The 21,641-nt window shown below is 66.7% G+C and carries 25 protein-coding genes; 6 read left to right on the top strand and 19 right to left on the bottom strand.

What is annotated here, in order from left to right; translation table 11 throughout:
• Nucleotide 1: 1 nt before the first annotated feature.
• Nucleotides 2–1,009, top strand: coding sequence for an alpha/beta fold hydrolase (locus ACFFJD_RS03915; RefSeq protein ID WP_382361237.1), 1,008 nt, complete (start codon nucleotides 2–4; stop codon nucleotides 1,007–1,009).
• Here the strand turns inward: ACFFJD_RS03915 and ACFFJD_RS03910 are convergent.
• The gene (locus ACFFJD_RS03910) at nucleotides 1,002–2,327 is read right to left on the bottom strand and encodes an NAD(P)/FAD-dependent oxidoreductase (RefSeq protein ID WP_382361235.1); all 1,326 of its coding nucleotides are present in this window, start codon (nucleotides 2,325–2,327) and stop codon (nucleotides 1,002–1,004) included. The genes ACFFJD_RS03915 and ACFFJD_RS03910 overlap by 8 nt on opposite strands.
• A gap of 126 nt (nucleotides 2,328–2,453) precedes the next feature.
• On the opposite strand from ACFFJD_RS03910, the gene ACFFJD_RS03905 reads away from it, so the two are divergent.
• A complete protein-coding gene (locus ACFFJD_RS03905) occupies nucleotides 2,454–3,323 on the top strand; it encodes a LysR family transcriptional regulator (RefSeq protein ID WP_382361232.1) in 870 nt (289 codons plus the stop codon).
• Nucleotides 3,324–3,365: 42 nt separating this feature from the next.
• Here ACFFJD_RS03905 and truA read toward each other — a convergent pair whose 3' ends face one another.
• The 17 genes from truA to ACFFJD_RS03820 form a co-directional block, all read right to left on the bottom strand.
• A complete protein-coding gene (truA, locus tag ACFFJD_RS03900) occupies nucleotides 3,366–4,268 on the bottom strand; it encodes a tRNA pseudouridine(38-40) synthase TruA (protein ID WP_382361229.1) in 903 nt (300 codons plus the stop codon).
• Nucleotides 4,269–4,292: 24 nt separating this feature from the next.
• Nucleotides 4,293–4,874 carry a 50S ribosomal protein L17 gene (gene rplQ, locus ACFFJD_RS03895; protein WP_382361226.1) on the bottom strand — a complete coding sequence of 194 codons (582 nt, stop codon included), beginning with the start codon at nucleotides 4,872–4,874 and terminating at the stop codon, nucleotides 4,293–4,295.
• A 59-nt stretch (nucleotides 4,875–4,933) separates the two neighbouring features.
• On the bottom strand, nucleotides 4,934–5,986 hold the full coding sequence (locus ACFFJD_RS03890) for a DNA-directed RNA polymerase subunit alpha (RefSeq protein WP_382361223.1): 1,053 nt from the start codon (nucleotides 5,984–5,986) through the stop codon (nucleotides 4,934–4,936).
• A 78-nt stretch (nucleotides 5,987–6,064) separates the two neighbouring features.
• Nucleotides 6,065–6,670: a 30S ribosomal protein S4 gene (gene rpsD, locus ACFFJD_RS03885; protein ID WP_382361220.1), complete on the bottom strand. Its 606-nt coding sequence runs from the start codon at nucleotides 6,668–6,670 to the stop codon at nucleotides 6,065–6,067.
• 21 nt (nucleotides 6,671–6,691) lie between these two features.
• Nucleotides 6,692–7,099, bottom strand: a complete 408-nt coding sequence (gene rpsK / locus ACFFJD_RS03880) for a 30S ribosomal protein S11 (RefSeq protein ID WP_345313830.1) — start codon at nucleotides 7,097–7,099, stop codon at nucleotides 6,692–6,694.
• Nucleotides 7,099–7,467 (bottom strand): 30S ribosomal protein S13, encoded by a 369-nt coding sequence (gene rpsM, locus ACFFJD_RS03875; RefSeq protein ID WP_246991831.1) that lies wholly within the window; start codon nucleotides 7,465–7,467, stop codon nucleotides 7,099–7,101. The genes rpsK and rpsM overlap by 1 nt, the downstream gene beginning before the upstream one ends.
• 175 nt (nucleotides 7,468–7,642) lie before the next feature.
• A complete protein-coding gene (gene rpmJ, locus ACFFJD_RS03870; RefSeq protein WP_024332746.1) occupies nucleotides 7,643–7,756 on the bottom strand; it encodes a 50S ribosomal protein L36 in 114 nt (37 codons plus the stop codon).
• A gap of 50 nt (nucleotides 7,757–7,806) precedes the next feature.
• A complete protein-coding gene (gene infA, locus ACFFJD_RS03865; RefSeq protein ID WP_003418601.1) occupies nucleotides 7,807–8,028 on the bottom strand; it encodes a translation initiation factor IF-1 in 222 nt (73 codons plus the stop codon).
• 176 nt (nucleotides 8,029–8,204) lie between these two features.
• Entirely contained in the window at nucleotides 8,205–8,627 is a 423-nt protein-coding gene (locus ACFFJD_RS03860) for a hypothetical protein (RefSeq protein ID WP_382361210.1), read from the bottom strand.
• A gap of 107 nt (nucleotides 8,628–8,734) precedes the next feature.
• The gene (locus ACFFJD_RS03855; protein WP_382361207.1) at nucleotides 8,735–9,085 is read right to left on the bottom strand and encodes a hypothetical protein; all 351 of its coding nucleotides are present in this window, start codon (nucleotides 9,083–9,085) and stop codon (nucleotides 8,735–8,737) included.
• Nucleotides 9,085–9,345 carry a hypothetical protein gene (locus ACFFJD_RS03850; protein WP_382361204.1) on the bottom strand — a complete coding sequence of 87 codons (261 nt, stop codon included), beginning with the start codon at nucleotides 9,343–9,345 and terminating at the stop codon, nucleotides 9,085–9,087. The genes ACFFJD_RS03855 and ACFFJD_RS03850 overlap by 1 nt, the downstream gene beginning before the upstream one ends.
• A 31-nt stretch (nucleotides 9,346–9,376) precedes the next feature.
• On the bottom strand, nucleotides 9,377–10,933 hold the full coding sequence (locus ACFFJD_RS03845; protein ID WP_382361201.1) for an AAA family ATPase: 1,557 nt from the start codon (nucleotides 10,931–10,933) through the stop codon (nucleotides 9,377–9,379).
• A 31-nt stretch (nucleotides 10,934–10,964) separates the two neighbouring features.
• Nucleotides 10,965–11,624: a hypothetical protein gene (locus ACFFJD_RS03840; protein ID WP_382361198.1), complete on the bottom strand. Its 660-nt coding sequence runs from the start codon at nucleotides 11,622–11,624 to the stop codon at nucleotides 10,965–10,967.
• A gap of 415 nt (nucleotides 11,625–12,039) precedes the next feature.
• Nucleotides 12,040–13,785 carry a hypothetical protein gene (locus tag ACFFJD_RS03835; protein ID WP_382361195.1) on the bottom strand — a complete coding sequence of 582 codons (1,746 nt, stop codon included), beginning with the start codon at nucleotides 13,783–13,785 and terminating at the stop codon, nucleotides 12,040–12,042.
• A gap of 64 nt (nucleotides 13,786–13,849) precedes the next feature.
• Entirely contained in the window at nucleotides 13,850–14,278 is a 429-nt protein-coding gene (locus ACFFJD_RS03830; protein WP_382361192.1) for a hypothetical protein, read from the bottom strand.
• An 85-nt stretch (nucleotides 14,279–14,363) separates the two neighbouring features.
• The gene (locus ACFFJD_RS03825; RefSeq protein ID WP_382361189.1) at nucleotides 14,364–14,876 is read right to left on the bottom strand and encodes a hypothetical protein; all 513 of its coding nucleotides are present in this window, start codon (nucleotides 14,874–14,876) and stop codon (nucleotides 14,364–14,366) included.
• Entirely contained in the window at nucleotides 14,873–17,890 is a 3,018-nt protein-coding gene (locus tag ACFFJD_RS03820; protein ID WP_382361186.1) for an FtsK/SpoIIIE domain-containing protein, read from the bottom strand. Before ACFFJD_RS03820 ends, ACFFJD_RS03825 begins: the two co-directional genes overlap by 4 nt.
• Nucleotides 17,891–17,928: 38 nt before the next feature.
• Here ACFFJD_RS03820 and ACFFJD_RS03815 point away from each other — a divergent pair, with 38 nt between their 5' ends.
• The 4 genes from ACFFJD_RS03815 to ACFFJD_RS03800 all read left to right on the top strand — a co-directional run bounded on the left by ACFFJD_RS03815 (nucleotide 17,929) and on the right by ACFFJD_RS03800 (nucleotide 20,906).
• Entirely contained in the window at nucleotides 17,929–18,336 is a 408-nt protein-coding gene (locus tag ACFFJD_RS03815; RefSeq protein ID WP_382361183.1) for a phage holin family protein, read from the top strand.
• Nucleotides 18,337–18,435: 99 nt separating this feature from the next.
• Nucleotides 18,436–19,266 carry a formate dehydrogenase accessory sulfurtransferase FdhD gene (fdhD, locus tag ACFFJD_RS03810; protein ID WP_382361180.1) on the top strand — a complete coding sequence of 277 codons (831 nt, stop codon included), beginning with the start codon at nucleotides 18,436–18,438 and terminating at the stop codon, nucleotides 19,264–19,266.
• A 10-nt stretch (nucleotides 19,267–19,276) separates the two neighbouring features.
• Nucleotides 19,277–19,726, top strand: coding sequence for a D-aminoacyl-tRNA deacylase (gene dtd / locus ACFFJD_RS03805; protein ID WP_382361177.1), 450 nt, complete (start codon nucleotides 19,277–19,279; stop codon nucleotides 19,724–19,726).
• Nucleotide 19,727: 1 nt separating this feature from the next.
• Entirely contained in the window at nucleotides 19,728–20,906 is a 1,179-nt protein-coding gene (locus tag ACFFJD_RS03800; RefSeq protein WP_382361174.1) for a glycosyltransferase 87 family protein, read from the top strand.
• Here ACFFJD_RS03800 and map read toward each other — a convergent pair.
• Nucleotides 20,890–21,627, bottom strand: a complete 738-nt coding sequence (gene map, locus ACFFJD_RS03795) for a type I methionyl aminopeptidase (protein ID WP_382361172.1) — start codon at nucleotides 21,625–21,627, stop codon at nucleotides 20,890–20,892. The two genes, ACFFJD_RS03800 and map, sit on opposite strands and share 17 nt — an antisense overlap.
• Nucleotides 21,628–21,641 lie beyond the last annotated feature (14 nt).

The raw sequence follows: 21,641 nt of genomic DNA, 5'->3' as shown, positions 1-21,641 counted from the left end.
CATGACTGCGCGCATCGAGTACCGGATGATCCACGGCTACCGCCGAGCCTTCCGCATCGCCGGCGAAGGCCCGGCCATCCTGCTGATTCACGGCATCGGCGACAACTCGTCGACCTTCGACGAGATCATCGACGAGCTCGCTCGCGACCACACGGTCATCGCCCCGGACCTGCTCGGCCACGGCCTCTCGGAGAAGCCGCGCGCCGACTACTCGGTGGCCGCCTTCGCCAACGGCATGCGCGACCTGCTGGTGGTCCTGGGCATCACCCGCGTGACGGTGGTGGGCCACTCGCTCGGCGGCGGCGTGGCCATGCAGTTCTGTTACCAGTTCCCGCGCTTCGTCCAGCGCCTGGTGCTGGTGGCCGCCGGCGGCGTCACCACCGACGTCAATCCGGTGCTGCGCCTGGCCTCGGTGCCCGGGGTCCCGGTACTGCTGCGCGGTCTGCGCCTGACCGGGGTGTCCCCGCTGGTCCGCGGCACCGCGCGCACCCTGGCGCGCGCGGACGCGCTGCCCGGCCTGCCCGAAAGCCTCGCCCCGCGCGCGGTGATCACCGACCATCAGGATCTGTTCCGGATCCTCGACGATCTGACCGACCCGCACGCGCACGCCGCCTTCACCCGCACCCTGCGCGCCGTCGTCGATTGGCGCGGGCAGACGGTGACCATGCTCGACCGCGCCTATCTCACCGAGCGCCTGCCGATGCTGGTGGTGTGGGGCGACAACGACACGGTGATCCCGGTCCATCACGCGGCCCTGATCGGCGCCGCGATCCCGCACGCCGACGTGGAGATCTTCGCCGGCGCCGGGCACTTCCCCTTCCGGGACGATCCGCGCCGCTTCGTCGACCTGGTGCTGGACTTCATCGCCACCACCGAGCCGATCGAATTCGATCCGGCCAATTGGCACGCTCTGATGTCGGCCGGTCAGCGCCTCGACGAGATGGTCGGCGACGACGACCTGCTGGGCGAGATCTTCGAGGCCATGGAGGACGAACGCAGCGTCAGCTGACCGATTGTTCCTGCTCCCGGGTCGCGGCGGCGGCCCGGCCCGGCGCTTGGTCTGCGATGGTGTCGCGGACCTCGACGGCTTCGGTCTCGGCGCCGGTGCGGGCCGCACCCACCTCGTCGAAGCCCGGGCGCTTGCTGCCGGCGAACGAGCGGAACCAGGACACCACGGCCGCGACCCGATTCCGGAAGCCCACCAGGTAGAACAGGTGCACCCCGAGCCAGGTGAGCCAGCCGAGGAAGCCGGTCAGCTTGATGCCCAGCGGGGCGTCGACCACGGCGTTGTGCCGGTTCACCACGGCCATCGAGCCCTTGTCGAGGTAGTGGAAGGCGGTCCCGGTGACGGTCTTGCCGCGGATCATGTCGGCCGCGTGGCGACCCTGCTGCATGGCGACGGGGCTCTGTCCGGGATATCCCCGCAGGCTGGTCATGTCGCCGATGGCGAAGACGTCGGCGCGACCGCCCACGGTGAGGTCGGGGTTGATCAGGAGCCGACCGGCACGATCGGTCTCGCAGCCGGTGGCCTCCGCGATCACTCCGGCCAGCGGAGTGGCCTGCACGCCGGCCGACCAGACGACGGTGCGCGAACGGATCTGCCGCTCGCCGTCGGCGCCGGACACGGTCACCACGTCGCCGCCGATCTCGGTCACGAAGGCATTGGTCAGCACCTCGATGCCGGAGGCCTCCAGCTTCTCCCGCGCGAACGCCGACAGCCGTCCGCCGTACACCGGCAGCAGGTCGCCGGCGCCCTCCACCAGGTACACCGTGGCAGGCACGTCGGTGAAGAAGCGGTCGTGCAGTTCGCGGATCTGACCGGCGATCTCCACCCCGGTCGCGCCGCCGCCCACCACGACGAAGGTGTGTGCGGCCTCGTCGTTCAGCGGCGCCTGCACGCAGTCGTACAGGTGCGCGCGCAGCGTGACCGCATCGTCGAGCGACTTGAGTGAGAACGTGCGATCGGCCCAGTCGTCATGCCCGAAGTAGCCCTGTGCGGCACCGGCTGCGACGATCAGCTTCTTGTAGCCGATCTGCTCGGTGCCCGCTGCGGTCTCGTACGTCACCACCTGGGCCTGCGCGTCCAGTGCGCTCACATAGCCCTCCACGACGTCGACGGTGTCGTAGCCGGAGAGCACCTCGGCGATCGGCGGAGCGATCTCCTCGGCGTCGAGCACACCGGTGGCCACCTGGTACAGCAGCGGCTGAAACAGGTGCTCGGGGGTGGCCGAGATCAGCGTCGTCGGCACCTTGGACTTGGCCAACTGCTTGGCGGCGGACAAACCACCGAAACCCGAACCGATGACGACGACGTCGGTGCTCCGCACGGCCAACTCCTCACGCTTGAGAAAAATCGAATGACACCACTCTGGCGAATACAACCTCGGGTTCACAAGGCCGAAGACCACGATAAATCGTATTGCACCTATCTGTTTTGCTCATACAATGAGGTCATGGAGTTTCGGCAGTTGGAGTACCTGGCGGCGGTGGCCGCACACGGCGGCTTCGCCAAGGCCGCACGCGCGTGTTTCGTCTCGCAGTCGGCGGTGAGCCACCAGATCGCCGCGCTGGAACGCGAGCTGGGCGTGGAACTCTTCGACCGCAGTACGCGCACGGTGCGGCTGACCGAGGCCGGCGAACTGCTCCTCCCCCGCGCCGAACAGATGCTCGCGCTCCGCGACGACGCCATCGCCGCGGTCGCTCCCCGACCCGACCGGGTGGCCATCGCCGCCAACATGTCCTTCGCCCGCGCCGCACTGAGCGCAGTGGCCGCCGTCCGCGAGCGACATCCGGAAGCCGAGATCGACTTCCTCCTCAAACCGTTCGGGCAGCGCATCGACGCCGTCGCGGGCGGCGAGGCAGACCTGGCGTTGGTGCGGGGGTCCGTCGATCGTCCGGGGCTGTATCGGGATCCGCTGTGGGTGGATCAGCCCGTGATCGCCTTCTCCGCGCGGCACCCGATGGCCGCAAGCGCGCGCAGCCCCAGCCCCGCGGAGCTGGCGGAGTATCCGCTGATTCTCCCGTCCGCCGAAGACCAGGTGCTGCTGCACCGGCTGGTCGAGAAGGTCTTCACGCGCGCGGGGGTGACACCGCGCTACGGCCCCCAGTTGCGCCCCCGACATCCGGTGGCCTTCGAGCTGATCAATCAGCCCGACAGCTGGACCATCCTCTACGAGGATCCGCTGGTGCCGGGGCTGGCGTGCCGCCGCAGTCTGGACTTCACCCTGTCGGTATCGGCCGTGCTGCGCACCGACGCCGCACCCAACCCGCTGGTGGCCGAGCTGCTCGCCGAATTGTCCGCCTATCGACGCGATGGCCTCTGACAGCTCTGGTTCGAGAGGGCCGGACGGTCGCAGAACGGATCGTCAGCCGCCGCAGCAGCCGCCGCCGAGGTCCGTCGCGGACCGGACGTCGCGGGTGCGTTCGTTGCGGGCGGCCCATTCGGCCGGCGGCGGGTAGTACACCTCCGCCAGGGCGAGGCCGCGCGCCTGCGCCACCGGCACCTCCGCGCTGCGGGTGCGTTCGGCGAGCAGGCCGACGCACCAGTCCAGGTCCCGCCGCCCCTCGGCGACGGCGGCCACCGCGCCGACCAGGGAGCGCACCATGGACCAACAGAAGGCGTCGGCCACCACCCGACCGACCAGGACGCCCTCGTCGTCGCGACGCCAGCTGAACTCCTGCAGTTCGCGGATCGTCGTCGATCCCTCCCGGAAACGACAGAAGGCGGCGAAGTCGTTCAGACCCAGCAGCGACGCCGATGCCGCGTTGAGGGCCGTCAGGTCCAGGGGCCGAGGCCAGTCGGCGGTACGCCGCGCCGACAGCGGTTCGGGGCCCCAGGCCGCGTCGGTGAGCCGGTACTCGTAGCGTCGGGCCAAGGCGGAGAAGCGGGCGTCGAAGTCGCCGGAGACCGCGTCCACGGCCTTGATCCGAACGTCGTCGGGCAGCAGCTTGGCCAGCCGCCGCACCAGACGGGACGGATCGCCGCCGATCGAGCGGGTGTCCAGGGCCGCGGCCGGCACGTCGAAGTGCGCCACCTGCCCGGTCGCGTGCACCCCGGCGTCGGTGCGACCGGCCACGGTGAGCCGCACCGGTTCGCGCAACACGGTGGCCAGCGCCGTCTCCAGGGTCTCGCACACGGTCCGGCGCCCCGGCTGGGTGGCCCACCCGGAGAAGTCGGTGCCGTCGTAGCCGATGAGCAGACGCAGGCGCACCGTGGAAGAAACGACGAACCCGTCGACCCCCTCGCGGGGATCGACGGGTTGCGTCATGGGCGTCTGGATCAGAGCGCCCGACTACTTCGCGTCGTCGGAGCCGTCGACGTCGGCACCCTCGGCGAGAGCCTCGTCTGCGGTCGCCGCAGCCTGGTTCTCGTCGGCGGCCTCAGACACGGCTTCGGCGTTCTCGACCTCGGCCTCGGTGGCCTCGTCGATGACCTCTGCGACCGGGTTGGCGGCCTTCTCGGCAGCAGCCTTGGAGGCGGCGGCGCGAGTCGAGCGGCTGGCCTCGGAGGAGGCAGTCTGCTCGGTCACCAGGGCGATCACGGCCATCGGCGCGTTGTCACCCTTACGGGGCAGGGTCTTGATGATGCGGGTGTAGCCACCGTCACGGCTCGAGTACAGCGGAGCGATGTCCTCGAACAGCTTGTGCACGATGTCCTTGTTGCGGATGTCCTTCATCACCTGGCGACGGTTGGCGAGTTCGCCGGCCTTCGCGTGGGTGATGAGCTTCTCCGCGTACGGACGCAGCCGCTTGGCTTTGGCTTCGGTGGTGGTGATGCGGCCGTGCTCGAAGAGCGCCGTAGCCAGATTGGCGAGCATCGCCTTCTGGTGGCTGGCCGACCCGCCGAGGCGGGTACCCTTAGTGGGCTTGGGCATTGGTTTCTCCTAGGAGGGGCGCCGATCGCAGACCGGCAGTCTCAAATGGTCTTCGACAGCTACAGCTGCTCGGTCTCGGCGAAGTCCTCACCAGCGTCGTCACCGTACGACGACTCATCACTCCACATCCCGGTGGCCGGATCGTACCCAGCGACCTGCGAGGGGTCGAAGCTGGCCGGGCTGTCCTTGAGGGACAGCTGCAGGCCGTGCAGCTTGACCTTGACCTCGTCGATCGACTTCTGACCGAAGTTCCGGATGTCGAGCAGATCCGACTCGGTACGCGCCACCAGCTCGCCGACGGTGTGAACACCCTCGCGCTTGAGGCAGTTGTACGAACGAACGGTCAGCTCCAGATCCTCGATCGGCAGGCTGAAGGCGGCGATGTGATCGGCCTCGGCAGGCGACGGTCCGATCTCGATGCCCTCGGCTTCGACGTTGAGCTCCCGAGCCAGGCCGAAGAGCTCGACCAGGGTCTTACCGGCCGACGCCAGGGCGTCGCGCGCGGTGATGGAGTTCTTGGTCTCCACGTCGAGCACCAGACGATCGAAGTCGGTGCGCTGCTCGACGCGGGTGGCCTCGACCTTGTAGGTCACCTTCAGGACCGGCGAGTAGATCGAGTCGACCGGGATACGGCCGATCTCGGCGCCGGTGGCCTTGTTCTGCACGGCCGGCACATAGCCGCGGCCCCGCTCGACGACGAGCTCGATCTCGAGCTTGCCCTTGTCGTTCAGGGTGGCGATGTGCAGATCCGGGTTGTGCACGGTGACGCCGGCGGGCGGCACGATGTCGGCGCCGGTGACGGCTCCCGGACCCTGCTTACGGACGTACATGGTGACCGGCTCGTCTTCTTCCGAGCTGACCACGAGACCCTTGAGGTTCAGGATGATGCCGGTGACATCTTCCTTCACACCCGGAACGGTGGTGAACTCGTGCAGGACGCCGTCGATGCGGATGCTGGTCACTGCTGCGCCCGGGATGGACGACAGCAGGGTGCGCCGCAGCGAGTTACCCAAGGTGTAGCCGAAGCCCGGCTCGAGGGGTTCGATGACGAACTTCGAGCGGTTCTCGGCGATGACCTCTTCAGACAGAGTGGGTCGCTGGGAAATCAGCATGGTGAGTGATTCTCCTTTGGCCGCCCGCTATATGACGGCCTCGAGGGTGAACCGGGACAGCCTCTGCTGCCGCGGCGATTACTTGCTGTAGTACTCGACGATGAGCTGCTCGGTGAGCGGCACATCGATCTGCGCGCGCTCGGGCACGTTGTGCACGAGGAGACGCAGCGTCGAGGGGACAACCTGGATCCACGCCGGAACCGGACGCTCGCCGAGGGTCTCCTTGGCGATCTGGAACGGCGGGGTCGCCAGCGACTTCGGCTTGACGTCGATGATGTCGTACTGGCTGACGCGGTAGCTGGGGACGTCCACCGAGTGGCCGTTCACGGTGAAGTGACCGTGGCTGACCAGCTGACGAGCCTGACGACGCGTGCGGGCCAGGCCGGCACGGTAGACGACGTTGTCCAGACGGGTCTCGAGGATCTTCAGCAACTCGTCACCGGTCTTGCCGGCGCGACGGTTGGCTTCCTCGTAGTAGCGACGGAACTGCTTCTCCATGACGCCGTAGGTGAAGCGAGCCTTCTGCTTCTCCTGCAGCTGCAGCAGGTACTCGGTCTCCTTGATCCGCGCGCGGCCGTGCTGGCCGGGCGGGTACGGACGACGTTCGTACGCCTGGTCTCCACCGATCAGGTCGACGCGAAGACGACGGGACTTCTTGGTTGCGGGGCCGGTATAACGAGCCATTTTCCTTTTCCTCCCTCTCCGCTAGACCCGGCGCCGCTTGGGCGGGCGGCAGCCGTTGTGCGGCTGCGGGGTCACGTCGGAGATGGTGCCGACCTCGAGGCCGGCTGCCTGCAGCGAACGAATGGCGGTCTCGCGACCCGAACCCGGTCCCTTGACGAAGACGTCGACCTTCTTGACGCCGTTCTCCATGGCCTTGCGGGCAGCGTTCTCGGCAGCGAGCTGCGCGGCGAACGGGGTGCTCTTACGCGAACCCTTGAAGCCGACGTGGCCGGACGAAGCCCAGCTCAGCACGTTGCCCTCGGGATCGGTGATCGACACGATCGTGTTGTTGAACGTCGACTTGATGTGCGCCTGGCCGTGCGGGACGTTCTTCTTGTCGCGACGACGAGTGCCCTTCTTCGGGCCAGCACTACGTGACTTGGGGGGCATTACTTCTTCTTCCCGGCGATGGTCTTCTTCGGACCCTTACGGGTACGAGCATTGGTCTTGGTGCGCTGACCGTGGACGGGCAGGCCACGACGGTGACGCAGACCCTGGTAGCAGCCGATCTCGATCTTGCGACGGATATCAGCCTGCACCTCGCGGCGCAGGTCACCCTCAACCTTGACCGAGGCTTCGATGTACTCACGGAGCTTCGAAACGTCGGCGTCCGTGAGGTCCTTGGCGCGCATGTCCGGGTTCAGACCGGTCGCGGCAAGGATCTCCTTGGAGGTGGTACGACCCACCCCGAAGATGTAAGTAAGTGCGATCTCCAGCCGCTTCTCGCGGGGGAGATCAACACCGGCAACACGTGCCATGTGATTCTTCCTTCGATTTTCAGAGGTCTGCTCCCAGTCCGTCCCGCCTCTGCGACGGGCCCCGGCCTCTGTCCGGGGGTAGGCGAGCGCGCGTCTGCGCTCGCTGGTGCTGAGAGTTCCTACACTTGCCGATGTTCAGTTGTGTTCTTCAAGCGGACCTGAAGAAGAACGCGGATCAGCCCTGACGCTGCTTGTGGCGCAGGTTTTCGCAGATCACCATGACCCGACCGTTACGGCGGATCACCTTGCACTTCTCACAGATCGGCTTGACGCTGGGGTTGACCTTCACGTCAGCTTCTCCTTATTTGAGGTCCGGGACTCGCTCGCGAGCCCGGCGGTCTACTTGTAGCGGTAGACGATGCGGCCGCGACTGAGGTCGTAGGGCGAAAGCTCTACGACGACCCGGTCTTCCGGAAGGATGCGAATGTAGTGCTGACGCATCTTCCCGCTGATGTGGGCGAGTACCTTGTGGCCGTTCTCCAGCTCAATGCGAAACATCGCATTGGGCAGGGGCTCGACAACGCGACCCTCGACCTCAATGGCTCCGTCTTTCTTAGCCATGTCCTCCGCGATTCTGGTCGACGTGATGTGCGTCTCCCGGTTGAATCTTGTGTTTTTCCGCTACGGTCGGTGCAACGCGCGACTAGTCGCACGCATGCGTGAACGCACGACGCACCGAGGTTCTATGCTACGCGACCGGGCCGGACAGAGCCAATCGCATTCCACACGCCCTTCGGCTACTTCTTCTTCGGCGGGTGCTGGCCCATCGTCGGCGCCGCCACCGGACGGGACAGATGATCGTCCCGGTGGTCGCTCCGGTCCATGTCGCCGACTCCCGGCCGGGAAGCTTCCATCTGTGCGATCGCTGCATCATGATTACCGAAGTGGGCGTCGACGGCCCCCGTCAACGGCGTCGATAACCCGCCGGCCGTGGAGACGCCGCTCAGCATGGCCGAGGTGATGATCGCGGCGGCGTTCCCGCGCGCGCCGCGGGCGAAGTGCGCGAAAGCCAATCGACCCGCGAAAGCTTGAGCGCCGTCGGCGTACTGCGAGAGCCCGTTGGCCGCAGAGTCCGCCTCACGCGCCGCCGAGTTCAGCAGCGAGGCGAGTCGGCCGGTATCGACACCGGACTGTCCGGCCCGCCGCGCTGTGGCCACCATGTCCCCGACCGTCTTGGCCGCCCGACTCACATCGTTGACACCGGGCCGAGCCGCCTTGCCGAGTTCCCTCGTTTTCGCTGCAAGGTCCTGTAGTTGCGAACCCATCGCTACCGTTGCCCCCGTTGATTCTGTGCCTGCTGAGCACGCGCCTGCTCCGCGTGCCTGCGCGCCTGGTCAGCTAACTGCCGAGCGAGGATCACCGCCTGGTGCAACTCACCCACTGACTTCTGCAGCCGAGCGGAGGTGCGATCCAGATGCTGACTCATCGTCCGGTCCTCGCCGGTGGCTGACTGTCCGATCACCGCCCGCGTGCGCTCGGACATCGGCGCCACCCGGGCACTCCATTCGGCCAGGCGTGCCTGTTCCCGCTGACAGTTGACTGCGATCGCTTCCAGATCGCGGGCGGCACGGTCGAGAGCAGCAGGGTCCTGCGGCGCCGCAGACGCACGATTGGCCACTACAGCGAAGCGCCGTACCGAGAGGCGATCTGCGCGGCATTCTGTAGTGCTGCGGCAGCGGCTTTCACCTGCTTGTCTGCCTGACTGAGTGCGTTCAGCACCTCCTGGTCCTTGCGCTGCGAACTGCCCTTGATAGCCGCTTCGACACTCTGCCGCTGCTTACTGAAAGTCGCATTGAACGAACCCAGGTTGCCCGCCGTCTGCTTGGCGGATCCAGCGATCGAGTTGATGGTGCTCTTGAGTTTGATCAGTTCGGACACGAGTGCACTTTCGTTTGTAGGTGAGGAGTGTTCAGTTCAAGACCACGATGCGGCGAGCCGGGCCACGTCCCGCGTCGACCGGGCCGGCGGCGACTGTTCGGCCCGCAGGTAGCGCACGGTCCCGACCCCAGGCGCGGATCGATTCGACTTCTTCCGGGTTGGTGCGGCTGAACGGAACCACGTTGCCGATGACGTCCTTGATGAACTCCTCGGACGGCACCCCGGTGTGGTTCAGGAATGCTGCCGTGGCGATTTCGTGAACGGCCGCATCCAAGTCGGAACCTGCGAAGCCCTCGGTGAGTGCCACCAGGTCGGCGAGCAGGTACGGCGAAGGGTCGTAGGAGAGGTACTTGCGGAAGTACAACGTCAGGATTTCGCGGCGGTCGTCCTCGTCAGGCAGATCGACGAAGAAGATCTCGTCAAATCGCCCTTTTCGCAACAGCTCAGGAGGCAGCGAACTGACATCGTTGGCAGTGGCCACCATGAACACCTTGGACCGAGACTCCTGCAGCCAGAACAGGAACTGTCCTATCAGACGCCTGGTTGTTCCGGAGTCTCCCTGCCCTCCCGCGAGCGCCTTTTCGATTTCGTCGATCCAGAGCACACACGGCGCCACCCGATCAGCCGCCTCGAGCGCCTCCTTGAGGCGGCTCTCGGAGACGCCGACGTACATGCCGAGGATCGACGCCATGTCCAATCGATAGAGCGGCAGTCTCCATTCGGCGGCGATCGCCTTGGCACTCAGCGACTTGCCGCACCCGGGTACACCCACCAGCAAGACTCCACGAGGCGGGCGGAGTGGCGAGTTCGACAAGTCGGACTTGATCAACTCGTGCCGGACGTTCAGCCATTCGCGCAGGTTTTGCAGACCACCGATGCTGTAGTCGCTGTCCACCAGCTTGACGCGTTCGATGCCGGCCTGGTCACCGAAGATTCGGTCTTTGAACTGCGACAACGTCTCGACGTCTTCACGAACCAGCGACCCCTTGGCCAGCAGCGTCGTGAGCGCGTTGATCGCTTCTGTCTGCGTCACACCGACCAGAATCTCCGCGGCCCGCCGGATTTCATCGTGCTGCCAGTCGATCGGCATCACAGCGCGATGGTCTTGCACCAGACTGTCGACGATGTACGTCAACTCATCGAGTTCTGGCAGATCCAGAGTGACAGACATCCCCAAGCGACCGAGGCCTGACCACACAGGCCCCGAAGCGATCAGGATGATTGCGCCCTGCCGCTCCTCGGCCAGTCGAGCCATTTCCGCCAAATGCCGGGACGTACCCGAGTCGGTTTCGATGTCGTCGACGTCGGTGAAGATGAAGTTGGCGTTGCTGCGAGCGGCGAAAGTCGACGTAGCGAAGTCGAGCGCACCCACGAGAGAACGGTCGTCGCTGACCGGCATCTGCGAGCCGACTTCGAACAGCCCCTTGGCCCGCGAGTGGATGTGGAAACTCATGGAGCGAAACTCCGAACTGGCCTGTTGGACCAGATCGATCGCGCGGGTGTTCTCGCTCGTGCGGACCACCACAAGTGGCACGCGCGCCTTCAGAAATGAGCGCAGCTCGTCCTGGGTGTCACGACTATTGGGCATGGCTTAGCAACTCCTGTCGAATCAAGTCGAATCAAACGGGTGGCCGGTTGTCGCCGAGGAATACGCGCCGCCGGACGAATCCAGCTCCGCTGGTCGGGACTGGCTGAGGGACTGCGGCCCCGGCGGGCCCCGGCGGGGCATGCGCGGACCCCCTCGCCGCAAAGCCCGCAGTCGACCCGAACCCGGTCTGTCCAGCCAGCAGCGCCTCGAGTGGAAAACCGGGCTCGAGAACCACCGTGAATCTGTTCTGGCGGACGATGCGCAGCATGTGTTCGGTGTGCGTGCGGTCGCTACCGTAGCGGTCGGCCGACGCGGTGACGAGCTCCTCTACCTGCGCCTGAAGTGCATTGACGTCGGCTTCGACGCCCTTGGCCAGTTCCGCACGCACCTCCGCGGGCAGACCCGGATGTTCCGCCAGCTGCACTCGGCGCGCCAACCTCACCCGCAATCCGACCATCGCCCGCGCATAGTCGTGTTCCGAACGCGCCGCGCCGATGTCGCGGACGAGCAGCTGCGAGAACTCGAGCATCATCGTGTCGACCGCCGTGCGCATGTGCGCAAACAGCCGCTGATAAGCGTCCGGCGGTAACGAGTCGGCCCTCAGTGCGGGCAGGCTGCGCAGATCCGTCGCCGGATCGTGCTGCCACTGCCGAAGCGCGATGACCCACTGTTCGTAAGGGCTACCGCTCATCGGCGCGAGCCGGGGCGGACCACGGGCGTCTCCCCCGGCGGCAGTGGATCCCACGCCGGTAGGTCACCGGCGATCTTTCGTTTACGCCCCAACTCGGGGGTGCCGGCCTTCTTCCGCTTGACCCGCGCGAAATCCCGCGAAACCAACCCTGAGTCCTTCTCCGGAGGCGGCGGGGGCGGCAGGAAACGACTGGTCGGACGGCGCACAACCGGAGTCTCGGTCCCGGGCGACGGCCGAAGCCCAGGCACGTGGGGAGAGGGAGCCCCAGGTCTGGGAGCGTGGGGACCGGACGGTGGGACGGCCCCGTTAGGACGGGGCGGAGCAGGCTGTCGCGAAGGTGCCGGTGGAATGGGCGCGCCCCCGGTTGCGGGACGAGGCTGCTGAGGCATTGGCCGGGGAACTCCTGGGGAACTCATCAGGCACCCACCGCTTCGGCTCGATGACCGACAGTGGTCGGCCACGACTTGATGAGATCGGTCAAGCTTTGCACCTGCTGGTCTTCCTCCCGGTAGGCGAGCTTCGCGTCGACGAACTCGGCGATCGCCGCGCGATACATGTCGACGGAGAACGCGATGGCCTGATCGCGCGTCCGCACGGCCTCGTTGTACAGTTTGTCGGCTTCCCGTTTCTTCCACCAGACGTATCCCGCCGCGCCGCCGCCGCCGAGCAGCAACATGACCAGCCCCGCTCCAACGCCCACCAGGAACCCGATGAAGGTGAGGACCACGGCGATCAGTGCCGGAATCACCGCGGTGATCGGCTTGAAGCGCACGCGCTCGAGGTAGGCCTGCATGGCCGCTCCCCAGGTGTTGACGAGCGATTGCTCCCCCTCTCCCTGCGGGGTATTGGTATTCACCTGCCAACCGGGGAACCCGAGATTCGCGGCGAATGTCGAATGCTGGGGACCGAATACCAGGTCGACGGCGTCGAGGTAGTTACGCCGATAGCCTCCGCTGTAGACGGCGATGGCCTTGACGAAGTCCTCTCGGCCGATCCCGACGGCGATCTGTTGGGTGCCTGTCGACACCGCCAACAGCTCGGGCCGGAGCGCGATCTGGGTCTGCAACGTGACCAGGTCGAGGGATTCGTCCAGCGCTGTGGTCTCGGCATCAGCGGTTTCTCTGGCCCGAGTCACGTCGCCGTTGTGCTCAATGACCGCGCGATGGAACAGGACCTCACGCGCATACGGCAGTTCTTCTTCGTCGAACTCGGTGACGAGCATCTCCAGGATCTCGTCAAGACGATCGGAGGTATCGGCGGTCAGCGCGACATGCGCCCCGCGCACGGCCTGGTATTTGGCGATCACGTTTCGATTCGCCGACGCGCCCTCGAGTAGATCCTTGAACGCCGTCCACTGTGGCGACAGCGCGGCAAGGTTCGGGTACAGCTTGTTGTCGAGTGTGCCGCGGTGAATCCGCATCTCCTCGACCCATTCATCGACCTGCTTCGCCGTCACAGCGGGATCCGACCGAAGCTGCTCATTCCATTCCAGCAATTGGGCGGCGACGAGTTCACGGCCGTGTGCGCCGAAGGCATCCTGCCCGGTCGCCTCCAGGATCACGGCGAACTCACGGGTGAGCATCCGCGGATCGAGCGAGCCCAGGTAGTGCCGGAGCCAGCGCGTCGCAGCTTCCGACCGACCTTGGCGTCGCAACACCAAAGCGAAGAACAAGCCCGTCTTCGCCGGGTCGCGGTCAAAGGCCGCGGCGATGGATTTCTCCGCCAACTCCGCGTCATCGCGCGACCACGCCGCCAAGCCGACCAGTGCCGGCGCCAGCCAATAGCGCGGCGTTTGAATCATCAGCTCTTCGCTGACCTGCTGGACCGTGCGATTGGTGACGTTGCCGATGTCAAACGCTTGGAGCGTACCGACGGAGGTACGTCGCACAGCCTTGTAATGACCGTATTCGCGGTCCAGCTCCGCCTCAAGATTGCCCAGCACCGTTTCCGAACGCTGCACGGCAGCGGTGCGTTCCGCTTGAACGATGAACTCCTCGAAAAGCGCACGAAGCTCGAGAATGTCGCCGCGGGTCGACGCCATGTCCTGTTGCAGCGAGCCGATATCCGCGGATACCGCGGACACCGCCATGTCCAACTGCTGGCCGACCCGATTCACCTCGCGAACGATCGGTGTCAGATCGATACGCACGTCTGAAGTCACTTCAGTCTCCTGCCTGAGCTTGCGCTCGAATCGTCATCCCACATCGCATTCCTTACTGATGTCGTCACAGTTCTACTGCCGTGCCGTCCGGCAGAATCGGCACCATGGCGCCGTCCGTGTACAGCTCGATGTGCGCATATGCACCCGACTGCGCGAGGCCGCGTGCCTGCGCATACGGCATTGGCACCGAATCACCTCGCGAAAAGTGCTCGCAGATCGAGCCCATCAAGTCGAGTCGGTGGTCCACGTACGGGGCACCCAGGAAACACTGCGCAAACAGCCCCATGATGGTTCCACCCTGCCGCGCTTCATAGTCGGCCCGGATCCAGTTCATGATCTGCTGGTACGCCGACGGATCGGCGACCACGTCGAGCTGGCGAACCGCATTGAGCAACTCCATTGAGCGGCGCTTCTGGCGGTTGATCCGCTGGTGGACGGCCAGTCCCGACACTGATCCGACACTGTGCTGCTGACTCAAGCCCTGTTGGGTCATCGTGGTCGGTCCTTGGACCCGCCGGAATTGCCGATTCAGCACAGTGTCTCCTTACTTGCGGTGGCCGCACCATCGTTCTGACCGGTCATAGAACCACCAGCACCAGCACGACTAGGAGCAGGAGCAGCAGCGCCGCTGCCGCAACGACCAGTCGCGGATTGACGCCTCCCGTCGGCGGGGTGGGCGCGGTCGGCCGCTGCGGTGGTGGTGGCGTGTAGACGGGTTCGGCCGCGACCGGTGGCACGACGTGCTGCTGGCGGTGGCGCTCGGCCCACTGCCAGTCCTTCTGGGTTCGCTCAACCTGACGGCCGATCTCCTCCAGCGCTCGTCTGATCTCCTGCAGCGTGCCGAACCGGGGCACGGGATCGTCGATCATCGGGACGCCGACCGATCGGCACAATCCGGCGACCTCACGCTGCACACGATTGCGCTGCTGATCGAGAACCTCGAGCTCGCCGTCCGCGCGGCGCCCGGCTTCATCGGCCGCCGCAATTGCGGCCTGGCTCGCCGCGCGAATCTCGCCACGCTGCCGCTCGGCGACGTCATCGAGCGTGGCCAGCGCGTTCAATCCACTCAGATAGTCCTGGTATGTACTCATCGCGCCCTGCCCATCGAGTTCGCGATAGTCGCGCCATCGATCGAAGCGAACGGAATAACCTCGCGCAGCCCGAACTCGTCATGGCGGCCGAACACGCCGATCCGGGGACTTCCTTCGAAGGGCAGCGCGTGGGCGCCCGCCACCGAACGCAAATCATCCATGCCCACTCGAAGCAGGACGTAGGTACCTACACCGGCATGATCGAATCCGAGCGCATCATCGGCTGCGCGCAGTTGCGGCCACCACGCCACCAATGAGGCCGCGGGGTTGAGGACCCCGGTGGCAAGCTGCCCCATCAGGTCCGCACCGGTCAGCGTGGTGTAACTCTCCGGGTCGGTCTCCAGGACCTGGGACAGATCCAGCCGATGCAAGCCGTGTGCGAGCACCAGGGTCGTGACGCTCTCCTCGCGCAGCTGCAGCACCGCTGCCAGAGCCTCCTCGGCTCCCACGCGGTCGACACGGATTCCCCGGCGTTCGCATTCGGGGAGGACGACGCCGAAGACCGCCTCGAGATCGGGGTTTGCCGGCGCACCCTCCACGATCAGCACTCGATCTCCCGGCTGCCAACGTGCAGTTGCCGTGAACACGACGCCGCCGAGTACGGCGGCCGCAGTATCGTCGCCGGTGCCGACCAGGGCGATCGAGGTATCGCCGTCACCGGCCAGATCCACCGCCACCGGCGCATCGGTCACCGCGACCGGTCGGCCCAGCCAGGCCCACTGCCCCTCCTCGCCGACAGCCACTGGATTGGGCCACTGAGCCGAGCTGCGGCCCATGAACACCCACGGCGGCGCGGCGATGCCCCGGTCGACGGCTCGCGTCCACAGTTGCGACTGCAGGTCGACGAGGTAGGCGGGCTCGGCGAACGCCGCAATGCCACGCTCATTGGCACCGTCGCCGGCCATGCCGAGGTTCCGATTCACGATCACTTCGCCGCGGTAGGTCAGATCCGCTGCGGCGGTGTTGTGTCGCGACAGGATCGCCTCAGACTCTTCGCGAGTGTTCTTCAACGAGACCCGGATCGGGAACTGCGCGAAGATCGAATCACCCTTCACGTTGAGACCGGAGATTCCGGATACTGTCTGCGACGAGAGAAGAAGGTGAATTCCGTAGGCGCGCCCCTGCTTGGCGATCGTCTCGAACAGCCGAACCGCTTCCACCGTCAGGTCGTCGTGCCCGTCGAACAGGACTTGGAACTCGTCGACGATGAGCAGCAGGCGCCGCATCTTGTCACCGGTCATCGCCCGGTACGCCGTGAAACCGTTGGCCCGCGCCCGATTGAACAGGTCTGCACGCCGAACCATCTCGTCGGCGACGTATTGGAGCACCGAGAGGCCGAACGCCTTGTCGGACTCCAAGCACAGGATGCGCGTGTGCGGCAGCCAGTTACGCCCGTCCGCGTCGGCATCAAACCTTTTGAACTCGAGCCCCTGTTTGAAGTCGAGAAGCAGCATTTCCAGCTCGTCCGGCGCATACCTAGCGGCCAGCGAGTAGATGATGTCCAACAGTAGATTCGACTTGCCCTGACCCACCGCACCACCGACCAGCATGTTCGGGTGCGGCGGATTCTCCGAGCGGAACGCGATCGACAGCGGCTCCCGGCCCGCCCGCCCGATGATCGCTTCGATCTCGTCGTCGGCGGTTTCGCGCCACGGGTCAGCAGCGAACTGGCCGATCAGCTCGCGCAACTCGATCGTCGGTCCACTCGACTCCGACGCCGCACGGGTCACCGCCCCCAGTACCTCGGCGAGTACCGCCGGTTGCGGCGGACCTTCGTCGGCGATCGTCATCGCAGACAGACCCGGAACCTCCCAGACTCCGTCCTCACAGGTGATGCCGAGCAGCCGTTCACGCAGATGCTTGGGCTTGACACCCCGCTCGGCGCGGACCGCGGGATCCCCCGTCACCAGGAGAGTCACACCGCGTGACGGCCCGGTCTCTGCCAGCCTGATCAGCATGTTCTGGGTGGCCTCGTCGATCCCGTTGGGGTAGTCGAGCACCACGAGTAGTGCGAACTCTCCGGTCGGGATCCCTTCTGTTTGCCACAGCGCGCCCAGGTCCGGCAGATGTTGGGCGCCGATCAGTTCCGCGTTACGGCCGGCGAGGGCGATCAACCCAACCAGTACTTCGCGGAGCTGGTCTGCGCTGTGCATCGGGCTGGGCAGGGACGCGGCCTTGGCCTTGCGGAGCGGCGCCAGGACACTCGTCACACCGCTGATCGTCGGATCGAAGACGTGCACAGTCAGGTGCGACAGCGGCACCTGCGCTGCGGTGCGCACCAATGCACTCTGGACGAGGCCGGTGACTGCCTGCCGGTCCCCGTCGAGAAGCCAATTGGTGGAAAGCAGAAACGGTGCCAGCGCGGCGAGACCGTCACCGAGATCACCGATACGCAGGTACCGGGCAGGACCGGCACCCATCTCAAACGACGCCGACTCCGAGTGCCACGGCGCTCCCGCAATGCCTGGCGCCAGGGCTTCGGCTGCAGCCTCGACCTGCCGCCGCGCACGCTGCGACTCAGCCCGCATCTGACTCTCGATGTCGGCGAAGGCCGACCCCTCGATGGCGCTGCGGTCGCGACGCACCTGCGCGGCGCGCTCGACAGAGTCCGCCCGGACCTCAGAGCGAAGGCTAGCCAGGGACGCGACGATGCCCGCCATCTGGCGACTGAGGTCGGCGGCCTGAGCTCGTACCTGCGCCTCAAGCCGATCAGCTTCTCGCTGGTCCGCAGAGGTTGCTGGGGCGAAGGCCCCCGACGTCGGCGATGAGTGAGTGCCCTCAACGCTGGAATACTGCTGCGCGGCCCTGGGCTGCTGCCCCGGAAACGGCGGGCCAGCAGGACCCTCGGAGTACACCCGGCGGATCCCGCGGGACGGTGGCTGCTGCCAACTCATTGCGGGACTCCTCCGGAGAAATCGACAAAATCTTTGCAAGAGTAACCACCGGGATGGATGCTGGGCTATCCCCCATTCGGGGGAAAACAGACTATGCTCGCACTTGCTCGCAACGACCAATCGCCGCCGACCGACCAAGCCTTTGACAGACTGACGCTATGCGTTCCTTCATTCTCCGCACGTTGCTGACCGCGTTCGCCCTCTGGGTGGCGGTGCAGTTGGTTCCCGGCCTCGACTTCGATTTCGGCTCCCTCACCAACTGGTGGGCCAAGTTCGGCGTGGTCCTGCTGATCGCCGTGGTCTTCGGACTGGTCAACGCCATCGTCAAACCGATCGTGCAGATCTTGTCGATTCCGCTCTACATCCTCACGCTGGGCCTGATACACATCATCATCAACGCCTTCATGCTCGAGTTGACCGCCTGGATCACCAACAACCTGACCCACTGGGGACTGCAGGTGGAGGACTTCTTCTGGGCCGCGATCTTCGGGTCCCTGGTGATCTCGGCCGTCAGTTGGCTGGCCGCCGTGCTGCTGCCGGACAAGGTGGAGAATCTGTACAGCTAACGCGGAAGCTGCCGGCGTGGCCGTGCCCCCGCTCGGTCGCAGCGTGAGCAGGCTCGACCTCAACGAGCCCACGCGGCCACCCGCGTAGGATCGCCTGCGATGGGACGAATCACCGCACGACGCCGCGTTCTTCGCGTGCGCCGCGACGGCACCGCCGCGGCACGCGCCGACCTGCTGGCCGTCGAAGAGCCGCTGGAGGTCCGGGTCGACGGCCGCCCGCTGTCGGTCACCATGCGCACCCCCGGGGACGACCTCGAACTGTGCCTGGGCTTCCTGGTGGCCGAGGGCATTCTCGCGGCCGACAGCGACGTCGTCTCCGCCGCCCACAGCAGCGGTTCCGCGGTGGACGTCCGCCTCGCCGAGCACCTCCCGCCGCTGCCGGAAGATCTGTCCCGCCGCGTCACCACCACCAGCGCCTGCGGCCTGTGCGGTAAGACCAGCCTGGCCGCGGTGCACACCACCTCCCGGTTTCGGACCGACACCGATCCGATCCGGGTCGACGCCCAGTTCCTACTCGACCTGCCGGACCGGTTGCGCGAGCGACAGACCGCCTTCGACAAGACCGGCGGTCTGCACGCCGCCGGACTCTTCGACGCGCGCACCGGCGAGCTGTTGACGGTGCGCGAGGACGTCGGCCGCCACAACGCCGTGGACAAGGTCGTCGGCTGGGCACTCACCCAGCAGCGCCTACCGCTGTCGGGCACCGTGCTGCAGGTTTCCGGCCGCGCGAGCTACGAACTGGTCCTCAAGGCCGCGATGGCCGGGATCCCGGTGCTCTCGGCCGTGTCGGCGCCGTCGTCGATGGCCGCCGAACTGGCCGTCGACCACGGCATCACACTGGCCGGCTTCACCCGTGGGGACTCGATGGTCCTGTATTCGAGGGAGGACCGGGTCCTGCTCGAGCACTCCCCCGCCCGGCCGCCCCGGTAGCCTCATCGGGGTGCGAGCGGTCATACAGCGAGTCAGTGCCGGGTCGGTCACCGTCGACGGCGAATGCATCGGGGTCCTGAGCCTGGACGACGGTCGGCTCGGCCTGGTGGCGTTGATCGGGGTGACTCACGACGACGGACCGGCGCAGGCCGCCAAGCTCGCCGACAAGATCTGGGGTCTGCGGATCTTCGACGGCGACGGCGGCCCCGAACGCTCGGCGGCCGACCTGAACGCACCGATCCTGGTGATCAGTCAGTTCACCCTGTACGCCAACACCGACAAGGGCCGCCGCCCCAGCTGGAACGCGGCCGCGCCCGGTCCGGTGGCCGAGCCGCTCGTCGCCACACTGGTCGACGAGCTCCGCAGTCGCGGCGCCACCGTGGCCACCGGCCGCTTCGGCGCCGACATGAAGGTCGCCCTGGTCAACGACGGCCCGGTGACCCTCGTGCTCGAGGTCTGAGGTGACCGCTTCGCGCGGCAGGCTGCTGGTGGCGGCCGCCGCCGCGGCACTCCTGGCGTCGTTGCTGCTCGGCGTGATCGTCGGCTTCGGGCACGGCCACATCGATCTGGACGTCTATCGGGCCGGAGCGCAGGCATTGCTCGACGACGTGGACCTGTACGCGGCCTGGTTCCCGGTGCGCGACATCTATCTGCCGTTCACCTATCCCCCGCTGGCCGCCGTGGTCTTCGCCCCGTTCGCGATGCTGCCGGCCGCCACGGCGGCGGTCGTCATGACGAGCCTGTCGCTGCTGGCGCTGGCCGGCACCGTCTGGCTGGTCCTCAGCCGGCTGCGCCCGACACTCGATCGCACCGTCGCGCTCGGCCTGACGCTGCTCGGCACCGCCGGGGCCGTCCAGCTGGAACCGGTGGCCGAGACCCTCGGCTTCGGTCAGGTGAACCTGATCCTGATGTTCCTGGTGACCGCCGACCTGCTGGTCGACGCCCCGTGGTGGCCGCGCGGACTGCTGATCGGGCTGGCGGCGGCGGTGAAACTCACGCCGGCTGCCTTCGGCCTGTACTTCCTGCTCGCCCGCGATCTTCGGGCGGCGCTCACGCTGGTCGTGACGGCCGCGGGAGCGACCGCGGTGGGCTTCGCCCTGGCGTGGAGCGATTCGCTGCAGTACTGGTTCGGCGGGGTGCTCAGCGGCACCGACCGCATCGGGACGCCGTACTTCTCCTCCAACCAGTCGTGGAAGGGGGTGCTGGCCCGAGTGGCGCCGGACGCCTCCACCGCGCTCTGGCTGATCGGCGCTGTGCTGGCGGTGGTGTCCGCCGCCGTGCTGATGGCCCGACTGCTCCGCGCCGGACGGGCGCCGGAGGCGATGATCGTGAACGCGCTCGCGGTGCTGGTCTGCAGCCCGGTGTCGTGGTCGCACCACTGGGTGTGGATCGTGCCCGCGCTGGTGATCGCGATCGACGCGGCCGTCCGCGGTCCGCACCGGGTGGTGCGCACCGCCGTGACGGCCGCGGTCGCGGTGATCTTCGCCATCGGCCCGCATTGGCAGGTACCGCACCGCGGGCCCGAACTCGACTGGTCGTGGTGGCAGCACCCGATCGGCGACGCCTACTGGCTGATCGCGGTGGCCGTGCTGCTGGCCGGGGTGGCGTGTTACCGCCCGACGGTCACGGCCGCAGCGTGAGAATGCGCGGACCGTCCTCGGTCACCGCGACGGTGTGCTCCCAGTGCGAGGCCCGGGTGCCGTCGTCGGTCACCACGGTCCAGTCGTCGTCGAGGATCGAGGTGTCCGGCCCGCCGAGGGTCAGCATCGGCTCGATGGCGAGGGTGGAACCGATCGCGAGCAGTTCCTTGCCGCGGCCGGGGTTGTCCTCGTTGGCCACGAACGGATCCATGTGCATTTCCCGACCGATGCCGTGGCCGCCGTAGCCCTCGACGATGCCGAAGGAACGACCGAACCGCTTCTCGGCGGCCCGGGTCCCGGCTTCGATGGCCTTGGACACGTCGTTGACGGTGGCCTCGGCGATCATCGCGGCGATGCCCGCCTCCAGCGACATCCGGGTGGCTTCGTTGAGCTCTTCGTCGGCCTTCGACAGCGGGCCCACACCGAAGCTCCACGCGGAGTCGCCGTGCCAACCGTCGAGGATGGCGCCGCAGTCCACCGAGACCAGGTCACCGGGGGCCAGCACCACCGACTTCGCCGGGATGCCGTGCACCACCACCTCGTTGACGGAGCTGCAGATGGAGCCCGGGAACCCGTGGTAACCCTTGAACGAGGGGACGGCGCCAGCCTCACGAATGATCGTCTCGGCGATCTCGTCCAGCTCGGCGGTGCTCACCCCGGGTTTGGCGGCGTCCCGGCAGGCGACCAGCGCGGTACCGACGATGGCACCGGCGGCCGCCATCGCGTCCAGCTCGC

It is taken from the genome of Gordonia phosphorivorans (assembly GCF_042432625.1).
Taxonomy (GTDB): domain Bacteria; phylum Actinomycetota; class Actinomycetes; order Mycobacteriales; family Mycobacteriaceae; genus Gordonia; species Gordonia phosphorivorans.
This window is presented reverse-complemented; position numbering and strand designations above follow the sequence as displayed.